We start from the raw sequence: 12446 nt of genomic DNA, 5'->3' as shown, positions 1-12446 counted from the left end.
TGTTTCATTCTCGGTGTTTTCTGGTTACGTTAGCTTGAACCTAACGAAATGCCGCCCATGGAACGCCGTCACCTGGAGTACTTCGTCACCCTGGCCGAGGAACTGCACTTCGGTCGTGCGGCCCTGCGCCTGGGGATCGCCACTCCCACGCTGAGCGTGCAGATCCAGGACATCGAGCGTCGCCTCGGCACGCGCCTGTTCGACCGCGGCCGGCGCGAAGTGCTGCTGACCTCCGCAGGCGAGGTGTTCCTGGCGGAAGCCCGCGATGTGCTGCGCCGGTTCGAACAGGCCGAAACCCTGGGCCGGCGCGCCGGGCGCGGTGAGATCGGCAAGATCGAGATCGGCTACGTCGGCTCGGCGCTGTATGCCGGTGCGTTGCAGGATCAGCTCAGCCGGTTCCGCAGCCGCTACCCGGGCGTGGAACTGCAGGTGAGCGAATGGCCGATGGGCGAGCTCCCGCAGCTGCTGCAGGAAGGCCGGGTGGATGTGGTGTTCTGCCGGCCTCCGATGGATGTACCCGACAGTTTCGGCGAACACACCCTGGTCGAAGACCAGTTCTGCGTGGCCCTGCCGGAAACCCATCCGCTGGCGCAGGCCCGGGCGCCGGTACAGCCGGCATCATTGGCCCGGGAAGGCTTCGTCATGCCGGAGCAGCCGGTGGGCGCAATGGAAGTCGGGCGCCGCGGCGGGTTCATTCCACGTATCCGTTCCCAGCCCGGGCATCTGGCGGCGGTGTTGGCCGAGGTGTCGGTCGGCGTTGGTTCGGTGGCGATCGTGCCATCGGTACTGCAACGCACGCTGGTGCTGCCCGGAATGATCTATCTGCCACTGGCCGGCCCCACCATCGTCTCGACCATCGCTGTGCAGTACCGGCGGGCGGAGACCTCGCCCGTGGTGCGACGGCTGATCGAGCAGGTGAAGGAGACGCCGTGCAGGCGCATCGACATGTTGCCCCTGGCCTGAAGGCCGCGCGGCAGATGGACGATTGCTACACTTGCGCCACCCGCATTCGCATTCGATGGACATCATGAACAACGGGAACGGTCCGCAGACAGTTCGCTGAGCCGCAACAACGATGCAGACGTTGTTGCGGTGGTCATCCCTGCGATGCACGCGAAGTGGATGGATCACCGCCGGATTCACTCTGGGCGGAGACTTCCCATGTTCAATCGACAGGCCCCGCGTTGGGCCCACCCGCTGCCATCGGCCATTGTGCTGATGGCGCCGTTCGACCTCCTGGCCTCGCTGGCCATGGATATCTATCTTCCTGTGGTGCCGGTGATGCCGCAGGCACTGCAGACATCACCGACGCTGGTGCAGCTGACGTTGAGCATCTACCTGCTGGTGCTCGGCCTGGGCCAGTTGCTGTTCGGCCCGTTGTCCGACAGCATCGGGCGGCGGCCGGTCCTGTTGCTGGGGGCGTTGCTGTTCGCGCTTGCGTCGTTTGCGCTGGCCATGTCCAGCAGCGGCGCAGCATTCCTGGCCTGGCGAACCGTGCAGGCGGTGGGGGCGTCGGCGGCGCTGGTGGCGACCTTTGCCACGGTCCGTGATGTGTATGCCGATACACCCGAAGGCGCGTCGCTGTATGGGCTGTTCGCCTCGATGCTGGCCTTCGTGCCGGCGCTGGGACCGATCCTCGGTGCACTGCTGGCAGGCGCCGTCGGCTGGCGCGCGATCTTCGTTCTGCTCGGCGTGCTGGGCATGATCGCCGGCATGCGCGCGGTACGGCATTGGCAGGAAACCCGCCCGCAGTGCCAGGACGCGTCGCGACCTGCGGTACGACGCATCCTCGGCAGCGGCGCGTTCTGGGTCTACACGCTGGGCTTCAGTGCAGGCATGGGCACGTTCTTCGTGTTCTTCTCGGTCGCACCCCGGCTGCTGGTCGGACGCATGCAGTACTCGCCGCTGTCGTTCAGCCTGGCCTTCGCCACGGTGGCGCTGGTGATGATCGTCACGGCGCGGATGGCGAACGTGTGCATTGCCCGCTGGAGCGTGCGCGGTACCTTCCTGCGCGGCCTGTGGCTGATGGTGGCCGGGGTGCTGCTGATGGCGTTGGCCGCAGCGTGGCCTCCCTCGTTCATCGGAGTGATGCTGCCCATGTGGGGCATCGCGGTGGGGCTGGTGATGGTGGTTTCGGTGGCTGCAAGCGGTGCGCTGCGTGATTTCGCCGATGCGTCGGGTACGGCGGTGGCCCTGTACTACGCGGTGCAGAGCCTGATCGTTGCAGGCATCGGCACGCTGGTTACCCTCGTGCTACCCGGCGATACCGTGTGGCCGCTGGTGGCCTATGGGTTGCTGCTGCCACTTGCCAGCCTGGCAGGTACCGCCGCGCTGCGGCATCGCGTATAGCGCTGGATGGCGGGCAAAAAAACGGGCGGCCGCGAGGCCGCCCCAACCCATCAAGAGAACACGTGTTTAGAAGCGGACGGACCAGCGTGCAGTGGCGCCATGGTCGCGGCTTTCACTACCGAACTGGCCGCTGTAGCCCAGCTCCAGCTGCTGCCGCGGGGTCAGCCATGCCGCCAGGCCCAGCTCGGCCACGACGGCGTTGTCGGCAATCGGTGCGCCGTCGACTGCAAAGGTGGTAGTGCTGTTGGCAAAGGCCAGGTTGGCCACCTGGCTGCGGTCACCGAAGGCGCGGCGATAGCCCACGCCACCGCGCAGGTGCAGCCAGCTGTCCTGCTGGAACGAGGCCTTCAGGCCCTTGTCGAAGCGCAGGCCAGCGGTGGCGATGGTGGTGCCGGTGTCGTCCACTTTGCCGTGCAGTGCCGCCGCACCGCCACGCTCGTTGATCTGCTTCAGGTCCACTTCCACGCGAGCGACCTGCAGGTACGGCTCCAGCCCACCTTCCGCATTGCCGAAGCGGTAGCCCGCTTCGATGAAGGCCTGGCGTGTATGTGCGTTGTAGCGCGCGCTGAGGCTGTCGCTGAAGCCGGCGAAGGCAACATCACGCGTGCTCTTCACTTCGTTGCGGCTCCATGCCACGCCACCGCGCAGGCCGAAGCCGCCCCAGGTGTGGCTGGCGTAGGCGCCGAAGTGCGTGTTGTCGATCTTCGATTTGGCACGACGCTCCTGCTGCTTCACGTCGGTGCGACCGGTACCGGCCAGCACGCCGATCTGCCAGCCACCGAACTCGCGGTCGATGCCGACCAGCAAGCCGTTGCTGTTGGCGTCGGTGCGCGCGGTGTTGCTGTTGCCATCCAGCTTGCTGTTGCCGCCCAGTGCCTGCACCCATGCGCCGGTGGCATCGCCCGCATCGGCACCGGGTGCGGTGGCACCGGCACGGCGTGACAGTGCGGCATCGCGCACATAGCGGCTGCCCTCGACCAGGGCCAGCGCCGTGGCCGGATGCAGCTCGCCGCTGAGGCCATCGAGCACGCCACCGACCTGCTGCGGGAATAGTTGGGTCAGCGGCTTGGGCAGGCCCTGGTTGATTGCCAGACCATCGGCAGCCGCCGCGGCCGCACGCTGGTTCGACGTGGTGGCGGCACTGGCGAGCGACGCACCACGGGCCACGTCGATGCGGGTGCCATTGGCACCGTAAGCCAGGCTGAACTGCAGGAACGGCGAGAACGCACTGAAGTCGGTTTTGGCGAACTGGCCGCTGACACCGCCGTCGGCGCGGATGAAATTGAACTGCTCGCCGAGGTAGTAGGTGCCCGGCTCCGGCAGTGCGACCAGGGTGCCGCCGAGGGTGGCGGTGCCGGTCACGTGCAACTGGTCACTGCGCCCGCCCGGAGCGAGTTCGGCTGCGTAGACACCGGTTGCGCCCTGCACGTAGTCGCCATTGATGGTCAATGTGCCGATGGAGTTGCCGGGCGCGATGATGCCGTCCACGCGGGTGCTGCCCAGCGTACCGACACCCTTCAGCAGGCCGTTCGCACCGACCGTGGTGGTGCCGCCAGTCTGCGTGCCGTTGAAGGACACCACGCCACCGTTGACGGTCAGGTTGCTGTCCTTCAGCAGGCCGCTGCTGCTGACCGTGCTCACGCCCCCGGTGGTGTTCAGCGCGGTGGAGACGAGACTGCCGTTGAGCAGGAACTGGCCACCCTGGACCTCGACCGCAGACGTGAGCGTGTTGGCACCGTTCAATTCCAGCGTGCCGTCCTGCAGCACTGCGCCGTTGAAGGTGTTGTCGCCGCTCAGGCGCAGCCAGCCGATGCCGGACTTGGTCAACTTGCCGGGGCCGCCGATGTCGTTGGTCCAGTCATCCCAGGCATCGCCTTCCCATACCTTCAGGCCACCGGCCTTCTGGTTCATCACCACGTTGCTGTCCACGCGCAGCGAGCCGTAGCCTTCGATGGCCTTGCGCAGGTCGACCATGCCCCAGCCGTAGATCTCGTCGACGCCCGGATCGCCAAGATCGCGCGCGGTGGTCAGCAGCACGTCGCGGACCTGGGCGCTATCGAGATAGGGGAAGCGTTCAAAGAGCAGCCCCAGAGCGCCGGTGATGTGCGGGGCCGCCATGGACGTTCCGCTCTTCTCTCCATAGCCGTGCGTCGGCACGCGCTGGGTTACGTCAAGCGAGACGTTGCCATTCGCATCGGTGCGAACATCTGCCGTTGGCGGGGCAGAGGGGTCGTAGGTAGTTGAGTTGATGCCTGTCCCTGGCGCTGCAATGCACCAGTTGGCACTCAGGCCACATTTGTTTGATCGGTTGCTCAGCGTCAAGTCCTCCTGGACGTTGACCACGCTGAGCCAGTACCGCTCGATGTCGGGAAGGGCTCGCGGCAACGTTGCATATATGCCGGCAATCGGGCTTTCCTCAGGCGTGGGAATTTCCGCATCAGTGTTGCCGGCTGCCCAGACCTGAATCATGCCCTTGGCGCGTGCGCCGTCCGCGAAGATCGAGAGTCTCTCAAGCCATTCGGGTTTGCTGTATAGGCGATCAAATTCAGCTGCTGACGTGGGCTCTTCAGCCAATCCCCAGCTGTGATTGATTGCACGCACGCCCTGGGCGTTCATCTGATCGTATAGATCGACAAGCGCCGAATTCTCTGGCCCTGTGGTCTTGACTCGCGTATCAGGACTGGACCCTTTGAGATAGATCTCGGTGACGCTGTTAAAGAACAATCTGGCGACGGTCAGATCAGCACCGAATCCCACGCCATGCATGCCTGTGCCATCCCGATTGGCAGCAATGGTGCCACCTACATGGGTGCCATGATCCTCATAAGATGCGTTTTGCAGGAGCTCTCTCAGTTGCGGGTCGCGCAGAAACAGATCAGCAATGAACTTGGGCATCTTGGGGTCAAGCGTGAACCGCTGAACTAGCACCTCATCGCCAGCGCTGGAGAAGCATGCATCCGGGCCCGTCAATGCAGTCCTGTTCGTACACCGGCTGCCATCGCTCAACAGATCAGCAATAGTGATGCTGCGATGATTCTTGCCGGCGAATTCCGGGTGATCCAAGCCGGTCCCACTGTCGAACACCCCCAGCCGGGTGCCAGTGGCGGTCAGCCCCCGCGCGTACGCAAACTGGGCATTCATTGCACCCAAGCCCCAGTCGGCATTGAATTCGTCTGTACGCCAGCTGGCCGGATCACCCGCATTGCCGAGAATCGTCGTGGTGCTGGCGCCCGCCGTGGGTGCTGCTACCGGCAACTGAAGGGGTGTGGAAGGTGTCGCCGACGTGGCCGGTTGCGCCCAGGCCGCCTGCAACTGGCGCTGTTGCTGCCAGGTGTCGAGTGTTTCGCTGGCGATGGCGGGCGTGGCAGCAGCCAGCAACAGGGAACTGGCCACAGCCAGCGCGAGGCGGCTGTGCAGGAGAGAACGGGAGTGGGACGAACGGCCGTGCAGTGGGTAATTCATCGGACAACTTCCTTGATTGACGGATCAACAAGGCCGTTAACGCCAAGGCACGGCGATATCCCCCAGCTATGTGGCAGGAATTTTATGAACACGTTAATTGGGCGTGACGCTGGCGTTCACTCCATCTCCCGGGGGCCTCGCTACCGTGGCCCGGCCTGGGATCACCAGGCTTATCAAGGAGTGATGTCGATGCGTACTTTCAGGAAATTGATCGTGGGTGCGGTGTTCGCCTTGGCCTGCAGCGGTTCGGTTGCTGTGGCTGGGCCGATTCCGCCATGCGATCTTCCCTGTTGGAAGGCTTACCAGGCCTGTCTGTCCGGTGGCGGTGACGCGATGGAATGCCAGTACGAATACGATCGTTGCGTCATGGATCGCTGCGGCGCCGTGTAAGCAGTGGCAACGCAGGACTGATGGCGAGCCCCGTCACTGACGGGGCTCTTCTGTTTCAGTGCAACGGACGCCTGCGGTCAGTGCTGGCGCGCGGCGCGCAGTGCGTTGCAATCCCAGATCGCCATCAGCGCATCCACGGCTGCATGCAGTTCGGTGGCACGGCGCCCATCCCGGGCCTGGATGGCGATGCCCTTGAGGAACACGTCGAAGGCGGTGGCCAGCGCGGTGCAGTCCACGTCCGGGCACAGCTCGCCCACATCACGCCCGGCCTGCACGCAGGCGGTGATGGCATGGCTGGTCTGCCGACGCGCCTGTTCGACCTGTGCGGCGATGTCCTCATGGCCTTCGAAACAGTTCAGGCCGGACAGTACCGCCATGCAGCCGCGCGGGCGGGTGCGCGAGGTCTGTGCGGTCACAGCGGCATGCAGGGTGCGTCGCATCGCCTCGCGTGGGCCGTCGGTGGTGTCCGCCAGCAAAGTGGCCAACTGGCCGCAGGACTGCATGTAGAGCGACAGGCATTCGCCGAACAACGCCTCCTTGGAGCCGAACGCCGCATAGAAGCTTGCAGGCGAAAGCCCTCCCAGCGCGCTGCGAAGGTCGTTGAGCGTGGTGGCCTCGTAGCCGCGTTCCCAGAACAACAGCATCGCCTGTTCTACAGCGTCGTCGCGGTCGAATTCGCGGGGGCGGCCAGTGCGCGCCATGAGCAAGCCAGGGTAGGGGAATGACTTAAAGACTAGTCATTCCAGAATTCATTGACAAGTCAGCCGGCGGCGCTCAACTTATGGAACGTACATTCCATAACTGATGCAGGGAGCTTGAACATGATCAGCCAGTTGACCAGCGGCAACTTCGACATGGCCGTACGCAATGCGCCGGGCGTGCACGTGATCCGTTTCTGGGCCGAGTGGTGCCACCCGTGCCGGGTGATGCAGCCGATGTTCGAGCAGGCGGCGGATGAGATGAGCAGGCTGGTTCATTTCGCCGAGGTGAACATCGACGAATCGCCGGCGCTGGCCAACGAGTTCGGCGTGATGAGTATCCCGACCATGGTGGTGGTGCGCGATGGCAAGCCCGTGGCGCGCACCGTTGGCGCGTTGCCGAAGAGCGCGATCACCCAGCTTGCGATGAGCCATCTGGGCTGAGCCCGCTTGCAGCCCATGCACGCAGCGGCGAGGATGGGCAATCGCATCGGAGCCGCTGCACATGGCCGTCAAACGTGTCGTCGCCAACATCGCCACGCCTGACCCTGCGCGTGCCGCAGCGTTCTATGGCGAGCTGCTGGGCATGCCGGTGGTGATGGACCACGGCTGGATCGTCACCCATGGCGGCGAGGGCAGCGCGCTGGCGCAGGTCAGCTTTGCCAGTGAAGGGGGTTCCGGCACCGCAGTGCCGGACCTGTCGATCGAAGTGGACAATCTGCAACAGGTACTGGAGCGCATGCGCGCGGCCGGCATCCCGCTGGAATATGGCCCGGTCGATGAGCCCTGGGGCGTGCGTCGCTTCTTCGTCCGTGACCCGTTCGGGCGGTTGTTGAACATCCTCGCCCACACCTGAGCGACAGGCGGTTCGTCAGCGCCGCTTGGCACCGGCCGGTGGTACGCCGACCATGCGCAGGCAATCGGTCTGCACGGCTTCGATGAACGCATCGGCACCTTGTGCCGGCGTGGCGATCAGGTCGTCGGTGGCGCCGTGCACGCCGGCATAGATCAGCGAGGCGGTGACCTGCGGCGCTGGAAGCTGCCACAGTCCAGCGGCGTTGCCCGCCTCGAGGATGCCCAGCAGTTGCTGCTGGATCGCATTGCGTTCGGCGTTGCCGCGCTGGTGGTGGTGATGGTTGGCGTACACCACGTCGTGCAGTGCATGGGTGCGCACGTAGAGCTCGATGTTGGCGCGGATCCAGGCACGCAGGCGTGCTACGCCATCGCCTTCGGGCTGCTGCTGCACGGCCTGGTCGACCGCTTCCATGAACTGCCGCGTGTAGCGTTGTGCCAGCGCCTGCAGGATCTCGGTGCGCGAGGCGAAGTAGGTATAGAACGTGCCCTTGGCGACATCAGCCGCGGCGACGATGTCGCTGATGGTGGTGGCGTCTACCCCCTTTGACAGGAACAGTGCCTGCGCGGCGTCCATCAGTTCTTCCTGGCGGGTTTCCGCGGGCTTGGTGCGAGGCCTGGCGACAGCTGGGGTCTGCATGGTGGGCAAGGTTCGGGTGCGACGGTGGCCATTCTAGCTGTCCTTCGGCATTGACTGACCGCCAGTCATTGACCGACGGTCAGTCAGTGGCTACGATGCGCGCACGTCCTCCCCCCGGGATCCACACATGCAACGTTTCCAACGTCCGGCCCTGGTGTTGGCCGCCTACCTCGGCACGTTTCTCGCCTCGCTGGACATCAGCATCGTCAACGTCGCGCTACCCACCCTGCAGCAGGCGTTGAGCACTGACATGGCCGGGCTGCAATGGGTGATCAATGCCTATGCGATCGCGTTGTCGGCGCTGATGCTGTCGGCGGGGCCGCTGGGGGATCGTTGCGGTCATCGGCGGATGTGGTTGATCAGCGTCGCCACCTTCACTCTTGGTTCGTTGCTCTGCGCCTGTGCCAACACTCTTGCGATCCTGGTGGCTGGACGCGCAGTACAGGGCATCGCGGGCGCATTGTTGATTCCCAGCGCCATGCCGATCCTCAGCCACGCCTTCCCCGACGCGCGACTACGCGCACGCGCGATCGGCGGCTGGTCGGCGTTCAGTGCGTTGGCCCTGGTGCTGGGCCCGCTGCTGGGCGGCGTGCTGGTGCAGCGCGCCGGATGGCCCAGCATCTTCCTGATCAACCTGCCGCTGGGCCTGCTCGCGCTGGCGCTGGGCGCCTGGGGAATTCCGGAACGGCGGCATCCGCAGCACGCTGCACTGGACCCTGCCGGGCAGCTGCTCAGCGTCGTCGCGCTGGGTGCGCTGAGTTATGGCCTGATCGCGATCGGCGAGCATGGCCTGCTGGCCCCGGTCACCCTGCTGGCGCTGGGCGTCGCAGCCGTCGGACTGGTCCTGTTCGGCATCGTCGAACGCCGGGTGGCACGCCCTTTGCTGCCGCTGGACCTGTTTGCCGACCGCCGTTTCGGCATGTTCAACCTGGCCTCGTTCGTGCTCGGCTTCACTGCCTATGCCAGCCTGTTCTTCCTGTCGCTGTTCTTCCAGCAGGCGCAGGGGCACAGCGCCGCGCAGGCCGGCTCCCAGCTGGCTCCGCAGTTCCTGTTGATGGGTGTCGTCTCGCTGTTGTTCGGTCGTCTGGTCGCCCACCTCGGGCTGCATGCCGCGCTGGTGCTGGGCTACGCCCTGGCCGGGGTGGCGCTGTGCGCGATGGCCACGTTCGATCCGGCAACTTCGCGCGCTTTTGCCAGTGCTGTGCTGGTGCTGCTTGGCATTGGAATGGGACTGGCAGTGCCGGCGACCGGCATGGTGGTCATGGCCAGCGCGCCGGTCGAACGCGCGGGTATCGCCTCAGCCACGATGAACGCATTACGCCAGGCAGGCATGAGCCTGGGCATCGCGCTGCTGGGCAGCCTGATGGGCCAGCGCGCCGTAGAGCAGTTCGCCGCTTCCGCACAGGAGGCCGGGCAGCGGGGGCTGGTGGCACAGGCGCGCGAAATGATCCTGCAACCGAGCTCGATGCACGCCACGCCGCAGATGCTTGCGTGGTATCGCAGTGCGATGGCCAGCGGTTTCGGCTGGGCGATGGCTGTTGCCGGTGCGCTGGCCCTGCTTGCGGCGCTGGGTCTGTATCGGCAGCGCGCACCGGCCTGACGCGCAGCATTCAGCCCTGCTGGCGTTGCGGGCCCTCTGTCGTGCGTTCGATCTCCTGAGGCTGTTGCTGCTGCTGGCGCGCATTGGCGTGGCGGGCGTGTCCACCCTCACGGCCGATCGTGGCCATGTGCTGGCGGTTGCGGCTGATCGCCTCGCCGCCCTTGCGGCCTGCGACACGTGCTTCGGCCGGACTGAATTCATGCGCGTTGCCGGAGGCATGTGCGGCACGCCCGCCTTTGGCGGCGATCGCGCGCTGCTTTTCCTGGTCCATTGATGCGAAGCCCCGGTTGGAGCTGCGCGGATTCTGCTCAGTCATGTGAAATCTCCTGCGATGAGGGCGTCGCCTTCGTAGACGACGGCATCCATGCTTGGCCATCGCACGCTAAGTCCAGGTCGCCATCTTCGCTACGATTTTCACGCGCCCTGCGCACGCGGCTGATCGCGCAGCCATTCAGGCGGGTGCTGCCTTCGCTGCAGCCAGCGCCATGCCACTGACCACCGCTGCGATCGTCTCCACGTCTGCCAAGGGTGCTCCCTGGTTCAATCGTGCCTGCAGCGCCCCATGGGAGACGGCGAAGACGATCGCCTGGCCGAGCAGGGCGTGGGTGCGCAGCACCGGCTCGACGCCGGATGGTTCGCTGCCGCGCAGGCACGCCACGCACGCGGCCAGCGAGGTGTGCAGGGGTTCGAACAGCGTACGGTGGGCGCTGGCGAACGCGGCCGTTGGTTGGATCTGTTCGCGCGCCAACAGCAGCGTGCGTGGACCCGCATCCGGCGCCGACAGCAAGGCATGGACAAATGCCCGCATCAACTGCTGCAGTTGCTGCGCGGCCTGCCGCGCGCCAGTCGGCGGTGCTGCCGGCAGCGGCAGTCGTTCGGCAATGGCTTGGGCACAGCGCTGCAGCACGGCGGCATACAGTTCCTGCTTGCCGCCGAAATGATACGGAATGGCTGACTGGCTGCAGCCGGCCATGTCCACCAGTTGGCGGGTACGTACACCCTCCACACCGAATGCGCTGAACAGCTGCAGCCCCGCGTGCAGCAGTCGGCCTCGGGTCTGCCCGCTGCGCGTCTCGGCCGCGCGCCGTCGTGCCGGTGTCTGCAGATGGGCGATGAACTCAGGCATCGGCCTGCATCAGCCGTGTCGAGTTTTCATTGAGCGCGGTACCCGCGTCCGCGCCGACGATGACCGTACCGCCGATGTTGGCCATGTGCCGCCCGAATGCACAGTTCGGTTCGAAGGCGAAGCACATGCCAGCCTGCAAGGGCAGTTCGCGCCCGACGGTCGGCAGCGGCGCGATGTGCGCATAGCGCGCGGCCTCCGGCAGCGCTTCGATGCCTGGTGCACGGCCGAAGCCAATCGGTCCATAGGGGTTGAGGCTGTGGACCAACGGATGCACGTGCCAGCCGCCCGCCTCCAGCAGGGGCGCTTCCATCGCGTCGACGACATCGCCGAAGGTATTGCCCACGCGCAGTGCGAACAGGCCTGCTTCGTAGCTGCTGCGGGCGACGGCGGCGGCGCGATGGATGTCCTCGTGCACCTCGCCGATGGCCACCGCGGCCTGATGCTGGGTTTCCATCAGTCCGTACAGTGCGAAGATCTCCGACAACACCAGGTCACCATCGCGCAGGATGCGCGGCGGCTGTGCACGGTACTGCCAGGCGGGTGGTCCCCAGCCTACATACTCGGGACCCGAGCCGAGCAGCACCTCGGCGGTATAGCCCCCCAGCGAGAAGCAGGTGGCGGTCACTGCGGCAACCAGTTCGGCTTCGGAAACACCGGGGCGAGCAGTGGCACGCAGCGCCTCGCTCATGGATTCACCGATCCAGGCGGCATGCGCGATCAGCGCCAGTTCTTCCTGGCTCTTTACCGAGGCGCGCTGGAAGAACGCACGATACACCGGTACGAATTCCGCGCCCGGCACTGCCGCCTGCATGCCCAGCAAGGTGCGAGCAGGCATCGCGCCGTCGAAGTAGAACGGCGGATAGGGCTCCAGCCCCAGCACGCCGATACGTGCCGAGTGCAGGCCACACTGCTGCAGCCAGCGGCCTACCTCCTGCCCGGATTTGCCCACCCACAGCTGTTCGGGTGCGATCCACTGCAGGTCGCCGCGCAGGCCGGCCTGCAGGTGGTCGGCAATCATCAGCGAGGCAAAGGTGAACACCCGGGGTGGCTGGTCGCCGACGAACACCACGATCGAGCCGGGCCGGTCATTGGTGAAGTAGCAGTCCGGCGAGAAGCCGGCCGGTGCAGCGGCTTCCCGGTCGCCATGCACAACCAGGGCATCGAGGCGTTCACTGGCCATGATGTCGCGGGCCAGGGCCCAGCGGCGGTCGCGTTCCATCAGGCTGAGCGGTGCGGGCGGCGTGCGCATGAGGAGTACTCCAGGGGAAGGAGCGCGCAGGCTCGATCACGCAGATGAATGAATCAACCGCTTGAATCGGCATTGCATGT

General features: G+C 65.7%; 12 protein-coding genes. 6 read left to right on the top strand and 6 right to left on the bottom strand.

Going from position 1 to position 12446, the window contains the following annotated elements; translation table 11 throughout:
- Positions 1–57: 57 nt before the first annotated feature.
- Complete coding sequence (locus tag AC13GF_RS17550) at positions 58–963, top strand: LysR family transcriptional regulator (protein WP_478468547.1); 906 nt, start codon at positions 58–60, stop codon at positions 961–963.
- A 198-nt stretch (positions 964–1161) separates the two neighbouring features.
- Entirely contained in the window at positions 1162–2349 is a 1188-nt protein-coding gene (cml, locus tag AC13GF_RS17545) for a CmlA/FloR family chloramphenicol efflux MFS transporter (protein ID WP_483005460.1), read from the top strand.
- A 66-nt stretch (positions 2350–2415) separates the two neighbouring features.
- Here the strand turns inward: cml and AC13GF_RS17540 are convergent, their stop codons facing one another.
- On the bottom strand, positions 2416–5811 hold the full coding sequence (locus AC13GF_RS17540) for an autotransporter domain-containing protein (protein ID WP_483005459.1): 3396 nt from the start codon (positions 5809–5811) through the stop codon (positions 2416–2418).
- Positions 5812–6000: 189 nt separating this feature from the next.
- Here AC13GF_RS17540 and AC13GF_RS17535 point away from each other — a divergent pair, with 189 nt between their 5' ends.
- Positions 6001–6201 carry a hypothetical protein gene (locus tag AC13GF_RS17535; RefSeq protein ID WP_126930097.1) on the top strand — a complete coding sequence of 67 codons (201 nt, stop codon included), beginning with the start codon at positions 6001–6003 and terminating at the stop codon, positions 6199–6201.
- Between the two features lie 77 nt (positions 6202–6278).
- Here the strand turns inward: AC13GF_RS17535 and AC13GF_RS17530 are convergent, their stop codons facing one another.
- Positions 6279–6902: a TetR/AcrR family transcriptional regulator gene (locus tag AC13GF_RS17530; protein ID WP_483005458.1), complete on the bottom strand. Its 624-nt coding sequence runs from the start codon at positions 6900–6902 to the stop codon at positions 6279–6281.
- Positions 6903–7022: 120 nt separating this feature from the next.
- Between AC13GF_RS17530 and trxA the strand changes: the two genes are divergently transcribed.
- Both trxA and AC13GF_RS17520 read left to right on the top strand, forming a co-directional pair.
- Positions 7023–7343 carry a thioredoxin gene (trxA, locus tag AC13GF_RS17525; protein WP_313299935.1) on the top strand — a complete coding sequence of 107 codons (321 nt, stop codon included), beginning with the start codon at positions 7023–7025 and terminating at the stop codon, positions 7341–7343.
- Between the two features lie 61 nt (positions 7344–7404).
- Entirely contained in the window at positions 7405–7755 is a 351-nt protein-coding gene (locus AC13GF_RS17520; protein WP_483005457.1) for a VOC family protein, read from the top strand.
- 15 nt (positions 7756–7770) lie between these two features.
- Here AC13GF_RS17520 and AC13GF_RS17515 read toward each other — a convergent pair whose 3' ends face one another.
- The gene (locus AC13GF_RS17515) at positions 7771–8391 is read right to left on the bottom strand and encodes a TetR/AcrR family transcriptional regulator (protein WP_483005456.1); all 621 of its coding nucleotides are present in this window, start codon (positions 8389–8391) and stop codon (positions 7771–7773) included.
- A 127-nt stretch (positions 8392–8518) separates the two neighbouring features.
- Between AC13GF_RS17515 and AC13GF_RS17510 the strand changes: the two genes are divergently transcribed.
- Positions 8519–9991: an MFS transporter gene (locus tag AC13GF_RS17510; protein ID WP_483005455.1), complete on the top strand. Its 1473-nt coding sequence runs from the start codon at positions 8519–8521 to the stop codon at positions 9989–9991.
- A 10-nt stretch (positions 9992–10001) separates the two neighbouring features.
- On the opposite strand, the gene AC13GF_RS17505 is transcribed toward AC13GF_RS17510, so the two are convergent.
- The 3 genes from AC13GF_RS17505 to AC13GF_RS17495 form a co-directional block, all read right to left on the bottom strand.
- Positions 10002–10307 (bottom strand): KGG domain-containing protein, encoded by a 306-nt coding sequence (locus AC13GF_RS17505; protein ID WP_483005454.1) that lies wholly within the window; start codon positions 10305–10307, stop codon positions 10002–10004.
- Between the two features lie 135 nt (positions 10308–10442).
- A complete protein-coding gene (locus AC13GF_RS17500) occupies positions 10443–11117 on the bottom strand; it encodes a CerR family C-terminal domain-containing protein (RefSeq protein ID WP_483005453.1) in 675 nt (224 codons plus the stop codon).
- Positions 11110–12366, bottom strand: coding sequence for a M24 family metallopeptidase (locus tag AC13GF_RS17495; RefSeq protein ID WP_483005452.1), 1257 nt, complete (start codon positions 12364–12366; stop codon positions 11110–11112). Before AC13GF_RS17495 ends, AC13GF_RS17500 begins: the two co-directional genes overlap by 8 nt.
- Positions 12367–12446: the final 80 nt, after the last annotated feature.

Source organism: Stenotrophomonas sp. 22LJNL06-5-1, from assembly GCF_056861455.1.
The sequence above is the reverse complement of the archived record's forward strand: the minus strand, read 5'-3'. Positions and strand labels throughout refer to the sequence as shown.

Excerpts from the sequence above, each read along its gene's own strand:
- AC13GF_RS17500 (WP_483005453.1), bottom strand. The coding sequence starts at position 11,117 with ATGCCTGAGTTCATCGCCCATCTGCAGACACCGGCACGACGGCGCGCG.
- cml (WP_483005460.1), top strand. The coding sequence starts at position 1,162 with ATGTTCAATCGACAGGCCCCGCGTTGGGCCCACCCGCTGCCATCGGCC.
- AC13GF_RS17540 (WP_483005459.1), bottom strand. The coding sequence starts at position 5,811 with ATGAATTACCCACTGCACGGCCGTTCGTCCCACTCCCGTTCTCTCCTG.
- AC13GF_RS17550 (WP_478468547.1), top strand. The coding sequence starts at position 58 with ATGGAACGCCGTCACCTGGAGTACTTCGTCACCCTGGCCGAGGAACTG.
- AC13GF_RS17515 (WP_483005456.1), bottom strand. The coding sequence starts at position 8,391 with ATGCAGACCCCAGCTGTCGCCAGGCCTCGCACCAAGCCCGCGGAAACC.
- AC13GF_RS17510 (WP_483005455.1), top strand. The coding sequence starts at position 8,519 with ATGCAACGTTTCCAACGTCCGGCCCTGGTGTTGGCCGCCTACCTCGGC.
- AC13GF_RS17535 (WP_126930097.1), top strand. The coding sequence starts at position 6,001 with ATGCGTACTTTCAGGAAATTGATCGTGGGTGCGGTGTTCGCCTTGGCC.
- AC13GF_RS17505 (WP_483005454.1), bottom strand. The coding sequence starts at position 10,307 with ATGACTGAGCAGAATCCGCGCAGCTCCAACCGGGGCTTCGCATCAATG.
- AC13GF_RS17520 (WP_483005457.1), top strand. The coding sequence starts at position 7,405 with ATGGCCGTCAAACGTGTCGTCGCCAACATCGCCACGCCTGACCCTGCG.
- AC13GF_RS17495 (WP_483005452.1), bottom strand. The coding sequence starts at position 12,366 with ATGCGCACGCCGCCCGCACCGCTCAGCCTGATGGAACGCGACCGCCGC.
- AC13GF_RS17530 (WP_483005458.1), bottom strand. The coding sequence starts at position 6,902 with ATGGCGCGCACTGGCCGCCCCCGCGAATTCGACCGCGACGACGCTGTA.
- trxA (WP_313299935.1), top strand. The coding sequence starts at position 7,023 with ATGATCAGCCAGTTGACCAGCGGCAACTTCGACATGGCCGTACGCAAT.